This window comes from Halomonas sp. LS-001 (assembly GCF_052983955.1).
Window position 1 is genome coordinate 1,299,476 of sequence record NZ_CM129816.1, and the last position, 17,078, is coordinate 1,316,553.

Sequence of the window (17,078 nt, forward strand, 5' to 3'; positions counted from 1 at the left end):
GGGTTGATGTTGACAGCAAATTATCTCAAGCGTTCTGATAAGCCGTATTGATAGTATTAACAGCCATGTAACAATAATGTCCTTTGACTGGTCATGGCAGGTGAACACCCTAGCGGAGAAAACATATGGCCTGGAATGAGCCTGGTGGTGGCAACCAGCACGACCCCTGGAGTAGCGGTGGTCGCCGTGGTGGCGATAGCGGCAAGGGGCCTGAAAACGGTAACAGTGGTAGTGGCAAAAACGGAGGTGGCAACAACAATGGCGGAAACAATCAGGGCCCGCCAGATCTGGATGAAGCGCTAAAAAAGTTCCAGGATAAGCTTAGCGGCATGTTAGGTGGCGCAGGCAAAAAGAAAGGCGGTGGTGGTGGTAACAAAGGCGGTGGCGGCAACAAGTCACGCAACACCTTCGCTTTGCCTGGCCTTCTGATCATTGTGGGGCTCGCGATCTGGGCAGCTTCCGGTTTCTATCTGGTCGATCAGTCAGAGCGTGGTGTTGTGCTGCGTTTTGGTAAGTTCCAGGAAGTCGTGACCCCAGGTTTGCAGTGGAACCCCCCGCTGATCGACGAAGTACGTATGGTCAATGTGACTCGTGTACGTTCACTGACGCAGACTCAGTCAATGCTGACCCGCGACGAAAACATCGTCGAAGTGGAAATTTCTGCCCAGTATCAGGTAGCAAATCCCAGCGACTTCGTCCTCAACGTGCGTGATCCGAACCTGTCGATTGAGAATGCGCTGGATTCGTCGCTTCGCCATGTGGTCGGTGGTACCGATATGATCGATATCCTGACATCAGGGCGTGAGATTCTGGGCAGCTCGGTTTCCAGTCGTCTGCAATCCTACTTGGACGCCTACAATGTGGGTATTCGTCTGCAGACAATTAACATTGAGTCCACCTCAGCGCCGGCACCTGTCATTGACGCATTCGATGATGTTATCCGTGCCCGAGAAGATCGTCAGCGCACGATTAACCAGGGTATCGCTTACGCGAACGCGATTATTCCGGAAGCCCAGGGTCAGGCCCAGCGTCAGGTTGAGCAGGGTCAGGGGTATCGTGAGTCGGTCGTGGCTGAAGCGCAAGGTCAGGCCAACCGCTTTAACTCTCTGTTGGTTGAGTACCGCAACGCACCGGACATCATGCGTCAACGCATGTACCTGGATGCCATCGAAGAAGTCTTTGGCGGCACCTCGAAAGTACTCCTGGACGTTAGCGAAAATGCGCCTCTGATGTACCTTCCGCTGGACCAGCTGAGGGGAAGCAGCAATGCGACCTCAAGCAGCAGCGACGCCAGTAGTCAGGCGATTGATCCGCGTGTGCTGGAGCGTATGAGCAGTGGGCAGAGCAGTAACAGCTCGTCGTCTTCCAATACCAGTAACAGCTCCATTCGCAGGGAGGGCCGCTAAATGATTAATAATCGATCCCTGCTGATCGTCGGTGGTCTGGCCGCCGTTGCCTGGCTTGCCAGTAACAGCCTCTACGTAATCGACGAAACGCAGCGCGCGGTAAAACTTCGCTTCGGTGAAGTGATTGAGGAAAATATTCCGCCGGGCTTGCACGTCAAGATTCCGATTACCCAGACGATTCGCAAGTTTGATACGCGCTTGCTGACACTGGATACGGACACCAGCCGTTACCTGACGCTGGAGCAGAAAGCCGTTATCGTTGATTCCTACGTCAAGTGGCAGGTCATTAATCCGACACGCTACTACGAGGCAACGGCAGGCGATGAATTGATGGCAACGCGCCTGATTCAGCCGCGTGTTGATGAAAGTCTGCGTAACGAGTTTGGTCGTCTGAACCTTCAGGAAATCATTGCAGAGCGTCGTGATGACCTGATGACAGGACCGACAGCAGAGCTTGATAACCTGATGCGCGAAGAGTTGGGTGTTGCCATTCGTGATATCCGCATCAAGCGTATCGATCTGCCGGATGACGTTTCTGCGGCTGTTTTTGAGCGGATGCGCTCAGAGCGTGAGCGTGAAGCGCGTGAATGGCGTGCTCAAGGTCAGGAAGAAGCTGAGCGTATTCGCGCCAATGCTGACCGTCGTCGTCAGGTATTGATTGCCCAGGCCAATGAGCGTGCTGAAACGTTGCGTGGTGAAGGCGATGCGGAAGCCGCGAGAGTCTTTTCCGAAGCCTACGGCCAGGATCCTGAGTTCTTCGCTTTCTGGCGCAGTCTGAACGCTTATCGTGAAAGCTTTGCTGACAGTGGCAACCTGATGGTGCTGGAGCCGGATAGTCAATTCTTCCAGTATCTGCGTAGTGCTATGCCGACCAATGGTGAAGGCTGAAGCATGAGTGTTGATGTTTTCGGGTAACCCTGCTTCTTGGTGGGGTTCACCTGGAAATGAAACGTGGTAGACTTTACAAACCGGGCGTCGCCCGGTTTTTTTGTGGTCTTAACATCGTCATTTTACCGTCGTATTGTTGGGCCTTCACTGTCGTCTCGCAGGATTGTTGACATGACCATTGCTGACCGCTGGCTATTGCCCGACGGCATGGATGAGGTGCTTCCGCCTCAGGCAAGCCGCATGGAAGAGCTGCGCCGCACCCTTTTGGATCTTTACTATTGCTGGGGTTACGATCAGGTAATGCCGCCACCGGTCGAGTTTCTTGATTCTCTGCTGACCGGTACCGGCACTGACCTTGACCTGCAAACCTTCAAGCTGACCGATCAACTGACGGGACGCATGATGGGAGCCACCGCCGATGTGACACCACAGGTCGCTCGGATGGATGCCCATTCGTTGCGCCGTGAAGGCCCAGTCAGGCTTTGTTACTGCACCAATGTACTGAGAGCCAAGGCTGATCAGCATCAAGGTGGCCGCAGCCCTGTGCAGGTGGGCGTTGAGCTGTTTGGACATGCTGGCCTGGAAGCCGATAGCGAAATCATCCATTTGGCACTTTCCAGTCTGACGTCAGCGGGTGCTGAGGAAATTCACCTGGCCCTTGGCCATATCGGCATTTATCGCAGTCTGGTAGAAACCGCTGAACTCAGCAATGAGCAGGAAAGCGCCATTTTCAATGCGCTCGCGCTGAAATCGCCCGGGCTGCTTGCTGAGCACGTTGACGCCAGTGTGTCAGATCCTGCACTGGCTGATATGTTCAAGGCGCTAGGCGAGCTGCACGGTGATATTTCGGTCTTGCGTCAGGCGCGCAATGCATTTGCCGGTGCGCCATCCAGCGTGAAAGCAGCGCTGGATGAACTAGACGCCTTGTATGAAGGTATTCTTGCACGCTATGACGTGGCGCTGTATCTGGATCTGGCAGAGCTGCGTGGCTATCAGTACCACACCGGTATGATGTTTGCCGCCTACGTCCCTGGTTACGGTCAGGCACTGGCGAAAGGCGGGCGTTATGACGATACCGGTCGGGCCTTTGGGCGAGCGCGGCCGGCCACTGGTTTTTCCATGGATCTCAAGCAGCTTGCGTCTCTGGCGCCTGCCGCTGCGACGAAAGGCGCTATCTGGGCACCGGTTGAAGAAGATGAGGCGCTAAAGCAAACGATTGCTGCGCTGCGTGGGCAGGGCGAGAGAATCATTCAAGCCCTGCCGGGGCAGGACACTGGGCCGACGGCGCATGCGTGTGACCGCCGTCTTGAGTTAATTGATGGTCGTTGGCAGCCAACGACGCTGGCAGATAAGACGAGAGCATAATGGGCAAGAATGTTGTAGTTCTAGGCACCCAATGGGGTGATGAAGGCAAAGGCAAGATCGTCGATCTTTTAACGGAATCTGCGTCTGCGGTTGTGCGTTTTCAAGGCGGCCACAACGCAGGTCATACGCTGGTCATTGACGGTGAGAAAACGGTACTGCACCTGATTCCTTCGGGTATCCTGCGTCAGGATAAAATCTGTGTTATTGGCAACGGTGTGGTGCTGTCTCCTGAGGCGCTGCTCAAGGAAATTCTTGAGCTTGAGGCAAAAGGGGTGCCTGTACGTAAGCGTCTGCGTCTGTCTCCTGCCTGTCCGCTGATCCTGCCTTACCACGTACATCTTGATCAGGCCCGTGAGAAGGCCCGCGGTATTGCAAAGATCGGCACTACCGGTCGCGGTATCGGGCCTGCCTACGAAGATAAAGTGGCGCGTCGCGGTTTGCGTCTTGGCGATATGCTCCACCGTGAGCGTTTTGCCTCCAAGCTGGGTGAAGTGCTGGATTATCATAACTTCGTGCTGACCCGCTATCACGGTGAAGCGCCTGTCGATTTCCAGGAAGTGCTCGACGACGCCATGCGTATGGCAGAAGAGCTGCGTCCAATGGTCAGTGATACCGTCGGTCTGGTTCATGATATGCGCAAGCAGGGTGAAAATATCCTGTTTGAAGGCGCACAAGGCTCGCTACTGGATATTGATCACGGCACTTATCCGTTTGTTACCAGCTCCAATACCACGGCAGGTGGTACCGCAACGGGTTCTGGCGTCGGGCCGCTATATCTTGACTATGTGTTGGGCATTACCAAGGCTTACACCACACGCGTGGGGTCAGGTCCTTTCCCGACCGAGCTTTTTGATGCCCATGGTCGTCATCTGGCGGAAAGAGGTCACGAGTTTGGTGCCACCACCGGGCGTGCACGCCGTTGCGGTTGGTTTGATGCCGTCGCGCTTCGCCATGCCGTGCAGATCAACTCGGTATCAGGCATCTGCCTTACCAAACTTGATGTGCTTGATGGCTTGGAAAATATCCGTGTCTGTGTGGGTTACCGTAGCAAAGATGGTGATGTGCTGGACACGCCGGTGGATTCTGAGGGCTATGAGGCCGTTGAGCCGCTGTATCAAGACTTGCCGGGCTGGAAAGAATCCACCCTGGGCATCAAACGGGTAGAAGACCTGCCTGTTAATGCGCGTGCCTATATCAGTTTTCTGGAAGAACAGGTTGGCACCAGTATTGATATTATTTCGACAGGGCCTGACCGCAACGAAACGATTGTATTGCGCAATCCGTTTGATAGCTGAGTTATGCCATATCTTTCGTTGTGTTAATGCTAATGCAGAAAGGCGCCAATGGCGCCTTTCTGCGTTAAGAGACACCATCAAGACATTCAGAAATCAATCCCGCGGCGCGCCTGAAGGCCGTTATTGAAGGCATGGCGGATTTCCTGCATTTCGGTCACGGTATCGGCCATGTCAATCAATTCCCGGTGTGCATTACGCCCGGTAATGATCACCGTCTGTTCCCTGGGGCGTTCCAACAGCGCCTGCTTGACGGTCTCAATATCCAGGTAGCCAAATTTCAACATGTAAGTGATTTCATCCAGCACGACCAGATACACATTCGGGTCAGCCAACATGCGCGCTGCTGATTCCCAGACTTCCTGGCAGGCAAGGGTGTCTGCTTCACGGTTTTGTGTGTCCCAGGTGAACCCGGTGGCCATAATGGCAACCTCCAGGTTGGCATCGTCTTCCAGCCGGTTGCGTTCACCACACTCCCAAAGCCCTTTGATAAACTGCACCACCCCGACAGAGTAACCGTAGCCCAATGCACGTGTGACTGTGCCCCAGGCGGCCGTGGTCTTGCCTTTGCCGTTGCCGGTATTGATCAATAGCAGGCCACGCTGCTCTGTTGCGCTCGCGACTTTCTCGTCGACATGCGCCTTGAGTTTCTGCATTGAAGCTTTATGGCGTGAATCACGATCACTCATGAAATTCCCCAGGGCCACTAGAGGGTTATAACATCCTCTAGGCGATTAATGATATAGGTCTGATGGAGCGTTAGTATGCCTGATAGGCAAGGGCGATGGGAATCCAGGTTGACCATTTTTGTATAGCTTCATGGTTTTTAAAAGTAAATTGTAGAAGTTCTGTTTAGCTAATTTGTGTTTTTCGACCTGCCTTGTTCATTCAACGGCCCTCAATGGCCTTAGTATTAGCCGTTGGCAGGGTTGCTGCTCTAGAATGGAAGGCTATCTTCACTCAGGAATATGCCATGCCTTCATTTGATATTGTGTCCGAATTCGATCAACACGAAGCCAGTAATGCGGTTGACCAGGCCAACCGCGAAGTGCAAACACGCTTTGATTTTAAAGGGGTTGCCGCCAGCTTTACGCTGGAAGGTGAAAGCGTACAGATGGAAGCGGAAGTGGACTTTCAACTCAAACAGATGCTGGATGTGTTGCGCAATCGCCTGATTGCCCGTGGCATTGATGCGCGCTGTATGGATCCTCAGGACGCAGAGCTATCCGGCGTCAAGGCGCGTCAGACCGTCAAGCTGAAACAAGGGCTTGAAGCGGCTGACGCCAAGGATATCGTCAAACGTATCAAAGCAACCAAAGCCAAGGTGCAGGCGCAAATCCAGGGTGAAAAAGTACGTGTGACAGGTAAAAAACGTGATGACCTTCAGGGTGTCATGGCGCTGCTGCGTAGCGAGGAAGGGCCTGATTTACCCTTACAATTCGATAATTTCCGCGATTAAGTCAAGAGGTGCTTATCTGAACAGAGGTACTTATTTGAACAGAGGTACTTATTTGAACAGAGGTACTTATCTGAACAGAGGTACTTATCTGAACAGAGATACTTATCTGAACAAAATTGTATGGAGTGCGGCTTGTTGAGCAGCGCACTCCGTCGATAATGCAAAGCGAAGGCACCTGCCGTCCATTCATCTTATCTGCTTTTTTAGCATCAGGAGTCATGCATCATGTCCGAACCCCAGCCGGTTTACCTCAGCGACTATCAGCCGCCTGCCTACCGTGTTACCCATGCCGAGCTGACGTTTGATCTTGACCCTTCACAAACCCGTGTTCACTCACGTCTGACGATTGAGCGCCATTCTCAGGCAGCCAGTACATCGCCACTGGTGCTTGAGGGTGAAAAACTAACGCTTGAGTCCCTTGCCATTGATGGTAAGCCACTCGGCGAAGAGGCGTACTCGCTTGATGACAACGGACTTGTCATCGAGTCAGTGCCGGCTGCGTTTGTTCTGGAAAGCAAAGTCGTGATTGCCCCCGAACAGAACACCGCGCTGGAAGGGCTTTATCAGTCAAACGGTATGTACTGTACCCAATGCGAAGCCGAAGGTTTTCGGCGGATTACGTTTTATCCGGACCGTCCCGACGTGATGGCCACCTTCCGCGTGACCGTAATCGGGGATAAACAGCGTGAACCCGTGTTGCTGGCTAATGGCAATCCTGTTGAGCGGGGAGATCTGGATAACGGACGCCATTTTGTTACCTGGGACGATCCGCACCCTAAACCCTGCTACCTGTTTGCCCTGGTTGCAGGGGATTTGCATAAGGTGGAAGATCATTTCACCACCATGAACGGACGCAATGTCACCCTGCAGCTGTGGGTAGAAGAAGAGAACCTGGCAAAGACAGACCATGCCATGGCGTCGCTGAAACGTGCCATGGAGTGGGATGAAACGACCTATGGCCGTGAATACGACCTGGATCTGTTCATGATTGTTGCGGTGAATGACTTCAATATGGGCGCCATGGAAAACAAGGGGCTCAATATCTTTAATTCCGCAGCGGTGCTGACCCACCCTGATACAGCAACAGATGCTACCTTTCAGCAGGTGGAAGGCATTGTCGCTCACGAATATTTTCACAACTGGTCAGGGAACCGGGTGACTTGCCGTGACTGGTTTCAGCTGTCTCTCAAGGAAGGCTTCACGGTGTTCCGTGATCAATGTTTTTCGGCAGACACCAACTCAGCACCGGTTAAACGCATTCAGGATGTGTCTTTTTACCGTACTGCCCAGTTTGCTGAAGATGCGGGCCCGAGTTCCCATCCCGTCAGGCCTAATCATTATATCGAGATCACCAATTTCTATACGTTGACGATTTACGAAAAGGGCGCCGAGATCGTGCGTATGTTATGTAACCTGGTGGGGTGGGATGCCTTTCGCCAGGGCAGCGACCTGTACTTCTCGCGCCATGATGGTCAAGCCGTCACCATCGAAGATTTTGTTGCCTGTATGGCGGAAACCTCAGACGTAGACCTTGGCCAGTTCATGCGTTGGTATGAGCAGGCGGGAACGCCAGAAATAGATGCCCATGGCGAATATGATTACGCGCATGGCGAATACCGCCTTACCCTGCGCCAGAGAACCCCGGCAACCCCAGGACAGGTCGATAAGCAGCCGCTGCATATTCCCGTCAGAATGGGGCTGGTGGGAACTAAATCGGGCCATGACCTCAGCTTGACGCTGGACGGTGAAAAATATGGTAAAGACACCGTTATCCACCTACGTGAAGCAGAGCAGACATTTGTCTTTTCTGATGTGGCTGAAGCGCCGGTGCCATCGCTTTTGCGCCATTTTTCTGCGCCAGTGAAACTGCAGTTCCCTTACTCCCGTGAGGATCTGGCATTTCTATTGACCCATGACAGTGACGGCTTTAACCGTTGGGATGCCGGTCAAAGGCTTGCCATGCTGGCACTGGACGACCTGATTGCGGCTCACCGTAACGGTGTTGAGAAAGTCATGGATAGCCGCGTCATTGAGGCCTACCGTACCCTGCTAACCTCGAACACTGATGATAAAGCGGTGTTGGCAGAAATGTTGGCGCTGCCTTCTGAGGCTTATATCGCGGAACAACAGCCACTGGTTGATGTTGATGCGATTCATGCCGCTCGCGAATTTGTCCGCCAATCTCTGGCGTTTGCATTGCGTGATGAGTTGATGGCCGTGTATCAGGCGAACCTCAGTGATGAGCCCTATGCGCCAACGCCGGAGCAGATTGGTCAGCGTAGTCTCAAAAACGTTACGCTTTCGTATCTGATGGCCGTTGAAGACGCAGAAGCAGTGTCACTCTGCCAGACGCAGTTTGAGGCTGCCCAGAATATGACGGATGTTCGTCATGCGTTGATGCTGTTGGTGCATAGCTCACAGGAAGCGCTCGCTGGCCCGGCATTGAAAGCGTTTGGTGAGAAGTGGGCCCATGACCCGCTGGTGATGGATCAGTGGTTTACCGTTCAGGTGACGCGGCCTCAGGAAGATGCCCTGGAGCGGGTGAAACACTTGATGCAGCATCCGGCTTTCTCGTTGAAGAACCCCAATCGAGTGCGTGCGCTGATTGGTGCTTTTACCCAGAACCGCATCAATTTCCACCGTCTCGATGGGCAGGGGTATACCTTGTTGGCGGATGCTGTGATTGAGCTTAATCGCTTGAACCCCGAGATTGCCGCCCGTCTGGTCACGCCGTTGACTCGTTGGCAACGCTTTGATGAGACGCGTCAGGCCCTGATGAAAGATGCGCTGATACGAATTCGGCAGGAACCCCTGTCAGCCAATGTTTATGAGGTTGTTGAAAAAGCCCTGGCATAACGGTCATCAAGCTCCAGAAGATGGGCGGCGTGGAGAAAAACGCTTGATAAGCATTCGTGAAGGAAGGCCGCCTTGAGTCATGACGCCTCTCGTTACCTTTTGATAGTCAATGGGAAATCATCAAATGAACTTGCGTTGCGCAATGCGGTCTACCAGCAGCGTAAAGCAGGGATGAATCTTACGGTTTGTGTTACCTGGGAAAAAGGCGATGCGGCAATATTTGCCGAACGTGCAGGTAAATCGGGTTTCACGCATGTAATTGCGGGTGGTGGTGATGGAACCGTCAACGAGGTCGTCAATGGCCTGATGCGTTTACCCAAAGGGCAACGCCCTGTCATGGGAATTGTACCACTGGGAAGCGCCAATGACTTTGCACGCTCTCTGGGCTTGCCATTGGCGCCGCAACAGGCGCTTGACGCTGTTTGTCAGTTCAAGCCTCAAGCTATTGATGTTGTGCTGGTAAGTGCAATGGCATCAAAAGAGCAGGGTGACAAGCTCGTTTCCCAATATTATGTCAACATGACAACTTGTGGGTTTGGTGCTGAAGTAACGTCTTCAACACCCAAGTTGTTAAAACGATTGCTGGGAGGTGGTGCTTACTCAGTGATGGGGGCTGCGAAAGCATGGCGACACCGTAGCTATCGCGGTACTCTTGATTGGGGTGATGGAAAGGTCCAGTCATCTCTGTTGTTACTGGGTCTGGGCAACTCCCGTCAATCAGGGGGAGGGCATGTGCTGGCGCCGCAGGCAAAGCTGAATGATGGCTATCTGGATGTCCTCATGGTTCAGGACTTTTCCAGCGTTGCCAAGCTACCTCAGTTGATGCGGGAGCTGAAGACGTTTCCCACTCAAGGCGAATTTGTGCGCTATTTTACAACGCGCAAAATCTCCGTGAAGACGCAGCCGGAAGGCACTTGTTGGCCACTGACGCTGGATGGTGAGGCGCGTTTTTTTGAGGCGTTTACCGCTGAGGTCGAGCCTCTCGCATTATCAGTGGCCATGTGTGAGGATTCACCCTTGTTAACGCCCTAAAGGAATACACAGTGTTTAATTTTATGATAAGGAGAGTATGACGATGGCAAACCGTTTTTGGCTTCCAACCCTGATGGCTGTTGCACTTTTATTGAGTGCCTGTGGCGATAGCTCTGAATCAGAAAGCAGTGCGGAAGAAGCAGGTGGCACGTCGACGGAACAGGTTGAGCAGGAAACCAATACTGTTGAACAAGAAGCAGCGGCCGATGAGGCTAGCGTTGAGCAGGCTGAAGAAACGTCTGTTGACGCCGCTGAATCAGATAGTGCTGATGTAACCGCGGATGAAGAAACCTTGTCGACAACGCCTGATGACGTTGCCAGCGAAGAAAATGCCATGCCTGGTGAAGTGACTTCATCAGATGTTGATGCTGTTATTGAAGAAACAGAGCAACGTTTCGAAGAAGCGAAGCAAGAACTTGACGCACAGTTTGAAGAGGCTAAAGCCGGAGCAAACAACGCAGTAGACGCGGCCGAAGCCCAGCTGGATGCCATCACTGAAGAAGTGGGCGCAGAGGTAAACGAGGCGGAATCGGAAGTGAGTGCTGCTGCTGAAGAGGCTCAGACTGATGCCAGTGCAATGACAGAAGAAGCGGAAGCTGAAATGAATGCCGCTGCTGAAGAGGCTCAGGCTGATGCCAGTGCAATGGCAGAAGAAGCGGAAGCGAGTGCCGCTGCTGAAGAGGCTCAGACTGATGCCAGCGCAATGGCAGAAGAAGCGGAAGCTGAAATGAGTGCTGCTGCTGAAGAGGCTCAGGCTGATGCCGGTGCAATGACAGAAGAAGCAGGCGCAGAGATGGACGCTGCTGCTGAGGAAGTGTCTCCTGAAGCCGTTGTTGACGATGTTCAGCAAGAAAGTAGAGGAGCAACGGAAGGCGTAAAAGACGTTATCGAAGAAACCAAACGTCGCTTTGAAGACGCTCAGGAAAATCTCGAAGAACAGTTTAATGAACTTAAGGCTCAGGGTAATGAGCTGCTGGAATCAGGTAATGCGGAAGAAGGTGTGACTCAGGAAACTGAGGCCGCAAGCGAGTAAATGGGTGGAACAAGCCCTGATAGCTTGATATGAAATAGCTTGAAACGAGAAGGCCCGCAACATGAGTTGCGGGCCTTTTTTAAAAACCGTCATGCCAATTAAGTCATCGACAGTTCAATAAACGTCAGCAATTAAGCAGGACGAATATTGGAGGCCTGAAGGCCCTTCTTGCCTTGGGTGACGTCGAAAGACACCTTTTGGCCGTCTTGCAGAGACTTGAAACCTTCAGCCTGAATTTCAGAGAAGTGGGCAAACAGGTCATCGCCGCCGTCATCAGGAGAGATGAAGCCGAAACCTTTTGTATCGTTAAACCACTTGACAGTACCAGTTGCCATTATCAATTTCCTTACATGCTTAATGATATTACGAGAAGGCATTTCCTGCTCGCATTAATAATGTAGTTGTTCTCGCAAAGGACGTCCAGTGAAATAAAGATGATTTTTTAATCTTTTGAACACTGCTTTTGTCAGGCAAACCCGCTATCGTGAGCGTCAATCGGCCTTAAAGAGAGAGATTCATGACAACCTGGGGACTAATTGATAGCCAGTTCTGGCCATTTCTGATTGCTGTCACACTGCTTTCCATCAGTCCAGGTGTGGATACGCTGCTGGTCATTCGTAACACGGCGCGGGGTGGATTCAGGGACGGGATTGCCACCAGTCTGGCCATTTGTTGCGGACTATTTGTTCATGCCACCATTTCGGCGCTGGGGATATCGTTTATTCTGCTTCAGTCGGCCTGGGCGTTCCATGCGCTGAAAATTGCGGGCGCTGTCTATCTGGTCTGGTTGGGTATTTCGAGCCTGAGGGCGGCCTGGAAAGGCAAAGGGTTACCGGTGAACGGCGTAATGCAGACAAGATCAACGGTAGGGCGTTGGCAGCCTGTCAAAGAAGGGTTGCTATCCAACGTCCTTAATCCAAAGACGATTATATTCTATATGGCATTCCTGCCACAGTTTATCGCCCCGGGCGATCCGGCGTTGTTGAAATCGCTATGGCTGGCCAGTGTGCACTTCGTGATTGCCAATATCTGGCAAATCAGTGTGGTGTTGATGATTGGCGGCGCCAGTCAGTGGTTGGCAAGCGCCCGGTTTGCACGGGCGCTCAACGGTTTAACCGGCAGTGTACTTATACTGTTTGGCATCAAGCTTGCCATGGAGCAACGCCCCGTATAATGCTTAATTAACGGCTGCGAAGCAGGCTGGCATCATAGCGGACGCTCTTTTCCTCAGGGCTAAGCAGTAAAACACCCTGAGCATTACCGGCTTGATTGAGTGCCTCAAAAATTGCTCGGTAGGTCAGTACCGCCTGAACATAGTTGCGGGTTTCACGAAACGGAATCTGCTCTACAAAGAGGTCAAATTCGCTCGCTCTGTTCTCCCGCAGCCAGCGATCCACGCGGCCCGGGCCTGCATTGTAAGCGGCGGCGGCAGCCATTCGGTTACCCCCATAGCGTTGCAGCATGTCGCGGATGTAAGTGCTGCCCAAGCGGATATTGATCTCTGGATCAAGAACGCCATATGCGCCAGGGTCAGCAATTCCCAGCTCACGGCTGAGTTGAGTGGCGGTGCCGGGCATCAGCTGCATCAGTCCACGCGCACCCGCAGGTGAGAGAGCCGCCGGGTTGTAGGCGCTTTCACGTCGGGCGATGGCCATCAGCAGGTAAGGGTCAACGCCTGTCATGCGGCCCCAGTGCATAAATTGATCGCGATATGCCACGGGGAAGCGCCAGGCCAATGCATCCCACATTTCGGCGGCAATCGTGGTCTGCACCAGTAAGGCTTCCCAGCCACGTGAATCGGCATAGTCGGCCATGGCTCTAGCTGTCTCGTCAGACGCATGGCGGGCGGAGTTTAGCCATTCACTGTTGGCCAGACCGTCTTCACCAATGCGCATTAACGCTTCAGTGCGCTGTACGCTGGGCATGTTGGCGATACGCTGACGGGCGGCAGGGTCTGAGACGTAGTGCTCCATGTTAAGAGAAAACGCCTGACCAAGGCGTTCTGAGGCGGCGAAGCCAAAGAAGTCGCGTTCACCCGCGGCTCGTTGAAAGTGTGAATAGGCGGCCTCTTGATTTCCCAGCTGCTCGCTGGCGCGTCCAAGCCAGTATTGCCATCGGCTGTTACGGCGCTGTTCGTCATTCATACTGCCAATCCAGCGCTGGACAGCTGACCAGTTTCTGTCAGCCAGGGCACGACGAACGCGTAACTCCATAACCCGTTCACTGTCCAGCGAGGGGATCGTCTGATCGACCCAGTCGTATGAGCCAGGGACTTCCCTGACCAGCGCGTAATAGGCAAGCTCTTCTTCAATTGCGTGACGTGTTTCAAGGGGCAATGACACCTGGTTGGCGACTTGTCGCCATGCCATCAGTGCCCCTGGCGTATCCGCTTTAGTAAAACGCGACATGGCGGCGCGATAAAAAGCCGGTGTGGCAGCGCAATCAGGCCCCAGACAAGCGGGGGCGTTGTAAAGAGCGCTGGCGCTATGCATTGCTTCAACGCGCTGGATGGCGGGCTGCCAGCGGTTATCGAGCAGGCCGCCCAGGTAATTCATCAGGCCCGTTTCGCCAGCCTCCCAGGCGAGCATCTTACGCTCCCAGATGGCTTCTTGGTCAATCACACCCCGGTTGCGTAGCTGGTTAAACAAAGTGTCACACGCATCGGATTGTGAGCGTCCGGTTAGCCACAGATCCTTGCCGCCTTCATAGGCCTGTTGTGGGGTGCTATCCATCCAGGCGGTGTAGAAGTAGCATTGACGCTCGGTGTTTGATGACGGGGCTTCAGAGGCGATAGCTCTGATGTCTGACCATTGACCCGCTTGCCCGTAAGCGCTAATGGCTTCCCCTTGTAGCCAACCGGCCAGCGGAGCATCACTATGGCGGCTCATATAGTTCGCGATGCGCTGTGGAGACACGCGAGGCAGCTGCCCCTTTAGCTGGTGATATTCGATATAGCCGCCCAGGACGTGCTGGCGTGTCGCATCAAGGTTGATACGCTCCCAGCGCTGGGCACGCGCATCATTGAGGGCGGTGCGCATTTCGCTATCGCTGATAAATTGGGCCGTGGCAGGAGTTGCCAGAGTAACCGCCCCCAGCAATGCTATTGCACGGCCAAGCCCAGGCACGCGGCGGGTAGGAAAGTAACTGCAGGGAATGCGCATAAATAACCTCAGAAGGGAGCCAGTCAGCATCGTATTTCAAGATAGCTTAACGTAATAAAACGATGAACGAATTGTTTTAATGACTATCTAATATATTAGCAAAAAGGAGAGCTGAATTACGATGAATCCCTTATCCGGTTGGTGGTTAGTTCGACGTTTGAAGTCCCGTGTCTGGGTCATTAAGCGCATGGCGCGTGCTCTGAAATGGTTTTTGCCCATGACCCGCGATGTCGTACGCGGTGATTTTCGCCCGATTCCATGGCGCGCGTTCAGTTATATGCTGCTGGCATTGGTCTATCTGATCCTGCCTTTCGATCTGATTCCTGATTTTCTGGTGCTGATTGGCATTCTGGATGATGCGTTCATTGTCGGGTGGCTATTAAATCGTATTGATCGTCATATGCAGGCATATCGTGAATGGAAGCATGTGCCCGATGATGAGCAGGATGTTACCTCCACGACGACTTGAAAAATCTCCGTCTAGCCCCATATTTGCCAACACTTGATTCACTTGGCGGCAGATGGCGTGTTATCTGCCGCTCCATAAACAACATGCAATCACCTGTTGAGGGCTATGCGAATGACGACTGCCACCCATGAAGAAACACTTGGCTTTCAAACGGAAGTAAAGCAGCTGTTGAATCTGATGATTCATTCGCTGTATTCCAACCGTGAAATTTTCTTGCGTGAACTGATTTCTAACGGTGCTGATGCCTGCGATAAGCTGCGTTATGCTGCGCTGGATAACGATGGCCTGTATGAAGGCGACAGCGAACTGCGGATTGAAATCGAGCACGACAGTGACGCGAATAGCGTGACCATTCGTGATAACGGCATCGGCATGAACCGTGAGGATGTCATCAGCAATCTCGGTACCATCGCGCGCAGCGGCACGGCAGATTTCCTGAAGCAGCTTTCTGGCGAGCAGCAGAAAGACGCACGCCTGATCGGCCAGTTCGGTGTGGGTTTCTACTCTGGTTTTATCGTTGCTGATGAGGTCACGGTACGTACCCGCAAGGCGGGTAGCGAAAAGAGCGAGGGCGTTGAATGGCGTTCCCAGGGTGAGGGTGAGTTTACGGTCGCCGATATTGAGTGTGAAAAACACGGCACTGAAATCATTCTGCACCTTAAAGATGATGCCAAGGAATTTGCTGACGATTACCGTCTGCAGAGCCTGGTGCGTAAATACTCGGATCACATCGAAGTGCCGGTACGTATGCCCAAGACGGAAACGGCCAAAGATGACGATGGTAACGAGATTGAAGGCAGTGAAGTCACCACCTGGGAAACCGTCAACGAAGCAACGGCGATGTGGGTGCGCCCTAAAGGTGAGGTTTCCGAGGAAGAGTACAAGGCGTTCTACAAGCATGTTGCCCATGACTTCAGCGATCCGCTGACATGGAGCCACAACAAGGTAGAAGGCAAGCTGGAATACACCAGTCTGCTTTACGTGCCTGGCCGTGCGCCCTTTGATCTGTATGAGCGTGATGGCGCGCGTGGCGTCAAACTCTATGTGCAGCGCGTCTTCATCATGGATGATGCGGAACAGTTTCTGCCGCTTTACCTGCGTTTCATCAAAGGCGTGCTGGATACCCGCGACCTGTCGCTGAACGTTTCCCGCGAACTGCTGCAGCAGGATCCCAAGGTCGACAAGATCAAGAGTGCTCTGACCAAGCGTGCCCTTGATATGCTCAAGAAACTGGCCAAGGATAAAGAAGGCTACCAGACGTTCTGGAACACCTTCGGCAGTGTGTTGAAAGAAGGCCCGGGTGAAGATCCGTCAAATCGTGAAAAAATTGCCGGCTTGTTACGTTTTTCATCAACGCATACGGATAGCACCACTCAGGATCAGTCACTGACCGATTACATTGAGCGCATGAAGGAAGGCCAGCAAAAGATTTACTACATTGTGGCTGACAGCTTCAATGCGGCGAAAAATAGCCCGCACCTTGAGATTTTCCGCAAGAAAGGCATCGAAGTTCTGCTCTTGAACGACCGCATCGATGAGTGGCTGATGAGTCACCTTACCGAATTTGATGGCAAGTCCTTTGCCGATGTGGCCAAGGGCGAGTTGGATCTGGGCGATGTGGAAGACGAAGAAGAGAAAAAAGCTCAGGAAGAAACTGCCAAATCCAAGGAAGATTTGCTTAAACGGGTGAAAGAGGCGCTGGCCGATGGTGTACAGGAAGTCAAAGTTACCCATCGTCTGACCGATTCTCCGGCCTGCGTGGTCCTGCCTGAGCATGAAATGGGTTTCCAGATGCGGCGCATTATGGAAGCCGCCGGTCAGCCGCTGCCTGAGGTCAAGCCGATTCTTGAGCTTAACCCATCGCACGCGCTGGTCACTCGGCTAGAGAGCGCTGAAGGTGATACCTTCACGGATCTGGCGCACATTCTTCTCGATCAGGCCATTATTGCCGAAGGCGGGCACCTGGATGATCCGGCCGCTTACGTCAAGCGTCTCAATAGTGTGTTAACGGCATAAGTTAGTCGCACGGTTAAACACGGCCCGCCAGGTTATTCCCTGGCGGGCCGTTTGTTTTGGTGTGATGGAAAAGTTTTGGTGTAATGGAAAAGTCGTGTCGT

General features: G+C 53.1%; 14 protein-coding genes. 11 read left to right on the forward strand and 3 right to left on the reverse strand.

Going from position 1 to position 17,078, the window contains the following annotated elements; translation table 11 throughout:
- Window positions 1–125: 125 nt before the first annotated feature.
- From hflK to ACU6TU_RS05770, 4 genes are all read left to right on the forward strand, one after another.
- Entirely contained in the window at window positions 126–1,406 is a 1,281-nt protein-coding gene (hflK, locus tag ACU6TU_RS05755; RefSeq protein WP_447143608.1) for an FtsH protease activity modulator HflK, read from the forward strand.
- Window positions 1,407–2,294: a protease modulator HflC gene (hflC, locus tag ACU6TU_RS05760; RefSeq protein WP_447143609.1), complete on the forward strand. Its 888-nt coding sequence runs from the start codon at window positions 1,407–1,409 to the stop codon at window positions 2,292–2,294. It begins immediately after the preceding gene.
- Window positions 2,295–2,465: 171 nt separating this feature from the next.
- Entirely contained in the window at window positions 2,466–3,659 is a 1,194-nt protein-coding gene (locus ACU6TU_RS05765; protein ID WP_447143610.1) for an ATP phosphoribosyltransferase regulatory subunit, read from the forward strand.
- Window positions 3,659–4,954, forward strand: a complete 1,296-nt coding sequence (locus ACU6TU_RS05770) for an adenylosuccinate synthase (RefSeq protein ID WP_447143611.1) — start codon at window positions 3,659–3,661, stop codon at window positions 4,952–4,954. Before ACU6TU_RS05765 ends, ACU6TU_RS05770 begins: the two co-directional genes overlap by 1 nt.
- An 86-nt stretch (window positions 4,955–5,040) precedes the next feature.
- Here the strand turns inward: ACU6TU_RS05770 and cobO are convergent, their stop codons facing one another.
- The gene (gene cobO / locus ACU6TU_RS05775) at window positions 5,041–5,640 is read right to left on the reverse strand and encodes a cob(I)yrinic acid a,c-diamide adenosyltransferase (protein ID WP_447143612.1); all 600 of its coding nucleotides are present in this window, start codon (window positions 5,638–5,640) and stop codon (window positions 5,041–5,043) included.
- A gap of 284 nt (window positions 5,641–5,924) precedes the next feature.
- Here cobO and ACU6TU_RS05780 point away from each other — a divergent pair, with 284 nt between their 5' ends.
- From ACU6TU_RS05780 to ACU6TU_RS05795, 4 genes are all read left to right on the forward strand, one after another.
- Window positions 5,925–6,410 carry a YajQ family cyclic di-GMP-binding protein gene (locus tag ACU6TU_RS05780; protein ID WP_447143613.1) on the forward strand — a complete coding sequence of 162 codons (486 nt, stop codon included), beginning with the start codon at window positions 5,925–5,927 and terminating at the stop codon, window positions 6,408–6,410.
- Between the two features lie 225 nt (window positions 6,411–6,635).
- The gene (pepN, locus tag ACU6TU_RS05785; protein WP_447143614.1) at window positions 6,636–9,266 is read left to right on the forward strand and encodes an aminopeptidase N; all 2,631 of its coding nucleotides are present in this window, start codon (window positions 6,636–6,638) and stop codon (window positions 9,264–9,266) included.
- A gap of 72 nt (window positions 9,267–9,338) precedes the next feature.
- Window positions 9,339–10,298 carry a lipid kinase YegS gene (gene yegS / locus ACU6TU_RS05790; protein ID WP_447143615.1) on the forward strand — a complete coding sequence of 320 codons (960 nt, stop codon included), beginning with the start codon at window positions 9,339–9,341 and terminating at the stop codon, window positions 10,296–10,298.
- A gap of 43 nt (window positions 10,299–10,341) precedes the next feature.
- Window positions 10,342–11,331 carry a hypothetical protein gene (locus tag ACU6TU_RS05795; protein ID WP_447143616.1) on the forward strand — a complete coding sequence of 330 codons (990 nt, stop codon included), beginning with the start codon at window positions 10,342–10,344 and terminating at the stop codon, window positions 11,329–11,331.
- A 131-nt stretch (window positions 11,332–11,462) separates the two neighbouring features.
- Here the strand turns inward: ACU6TU_RS05795 and ACU6TU_RS05800 are convergent, their stop codons facing one another.
- Window positions 11,463–11,666: a cold-shock protein gene (locus tag ACU6TU_RS05800; protein WP_100819763.1), complete on the reverse strand. Its 204-nt coding sequence runs from the start codon at window positions 11,664–11,666 to the stop codon at window positions 11,463–11,465.
- A 182-nt stretch (window positions 11,667–11,848) separates the two neighbouring features.
- Between ACU6TU_RS05800 and ACU6TU_RS05805 the strand changes: the two genes are divergently transcribed.
- Complete coding sequence (locus tag ACU6TU_RS05805) at window positions 11,849–12,505, forward strand: LysE family translocator (RefSeq protein ID WP_447143617.1); 657 nt, start codon at window positions 11,849–11,851, stop codon at window positions 12,503–12,505.
- A 7-nt stretch (window positions 12,506–12,512) separates the two neighbouring features.
- Here ACU6TU_RS05805 and ACU6TU_RS05810 read toward each other — a convergent pair whose 3' ends face one another.
- Window positions 12,513–14,492, reverse strand: a complete 1,980-nt coding sequence (locus ACU6TU_RS05810) for a transglycosylase SLT domain-containing protein (protein WP_447143618.1) — start codon at window positions 14,490–14,492, stop codon at window positions 12,513–12,515.
- 121 nt (window positions 14,493–14,613) lie between these two features.
- Here ACU6TU_RS05810 and ACU6TU_RS05815 point away from each other — a divergent pair, with 121 nt between their 5' ends.
- Window positions 14,614–14,961: a YkvA family protein gene (locus ACU6TU_RS05815; RefSeq protein ID WP_447143619.1), complete on the forward strand. Its 348-nt coding sequence runs from the start codon at window positions 14,614–14,616 to the stop codon at window positions 14,959–14,961.
- A 111-nt stretch (window positions 14,962–15,072) separates the two neighbouring features.
- Entirely contained in the window at window positions 15,073–16,977 is a 1,905-nt protein-coding gene (htpG, locus tag ACU6TU_RS05820) for a molecular chaperone HtpG (protein WP_447143620.1), read from the forward strand.
- The last annotated feature ends 101 nt before the right edge of the window (window positions 16,978–17,078 follow it).

Excerpts from the sequence above, each read along its gene's own strand:
- ACU6TU_RS05800 (WP_100819763.1), bottom strand. The coding sequence starts at position 11,666 with ATGGCAACTGGTACTGTCAAGTGGTTTAACGATACAAAAGGTTTCGGC.
- ACU6TU_RS05795 (WP_447143616.1), top strand. The coding sequence starts at position 10,342 with ATGGCAAACCGTTTTTGGCTTCCAACCCTGATGGCTGTTGCACTTTTA.
- ACU6TU_RS05765 (WP_447143610.1), top strand. The coding sequence starts at position 2,466 with ATGACCATTGCTGACCGCTGGCTATTGCCCGACGGCATGGATGAGGTG.
- htpG (WP_447143620.1), top strand. The coding sequence starts at position 15,073 with ATGACGACTGCCACCCATGAAGAAACACTTGGCTTTCAAACGGAAGTA.
- ACU6TU_RS05805 (WP_447143617.1), top strand. The coding sequence starts at position 11,849 with ATGACAACCTGGGGACTAATTGATAGCCAGTTCTGGCCATTTCTGATT.
- ACU6TU_RS05770 (WP_447143611.1), top strand. The coding sequence starts at position 3,659 with ATGGGCAAGAATGTTGTAGTTCTAGGCACCCAATGGGGTGATGAAGGC.
- ACU6TU_RS05810 (WP_447143618.1), bottom strand. The coding sequence starts at position 14,492 with ATGCGCATTCCCTGCAGTTACTTTCCTACCCGCCGCGTGCCTGGGCTT.
- ACU6TU_RS05780 (WP_447143613.1), top strand. The coding sequence starts at position 5,925 with ATGCCTTCATTTGATATTGTGTCCGAATTCGATCAACACGAAGCCAGT.
- cobO (WP_447143612.1), bottom strand. The coding sequence starts at position 5,640 with ATGAGTGATCGTGATTCACGCCATAAAGCTTCAATGCAGAAACTCAAG.
- ACU6TU_RS05815 (WP_447143619.1), top strand. The coding sequence starts at position 14,614 with ATGAATCCCTTATCCGGTTGGTGGTTAGTTCGACGTTTGAAGTCCCGT.
- hflK (WP_447143608.1), top strand. The coding sequence starts at position 126 with ATGGCCTGGAATGAGCCTGGTGGTGGCAACCAGCACGACCCCTGGAGT.
- pepN (WP_447143614.1), top strand. The coding sequence starts at position 6,636 with ATGTCCGAACCCCAGCCGGTTTACCTCAGCGACTATCAGCCGCCTGCC.
- hflC (WP_447143609.1), top strand. The coding sequence starts at position 1,407 with ATGATTAATAATCGATCCCTGCTGATCGTCGGTGGTCTGGCCGCCGTT.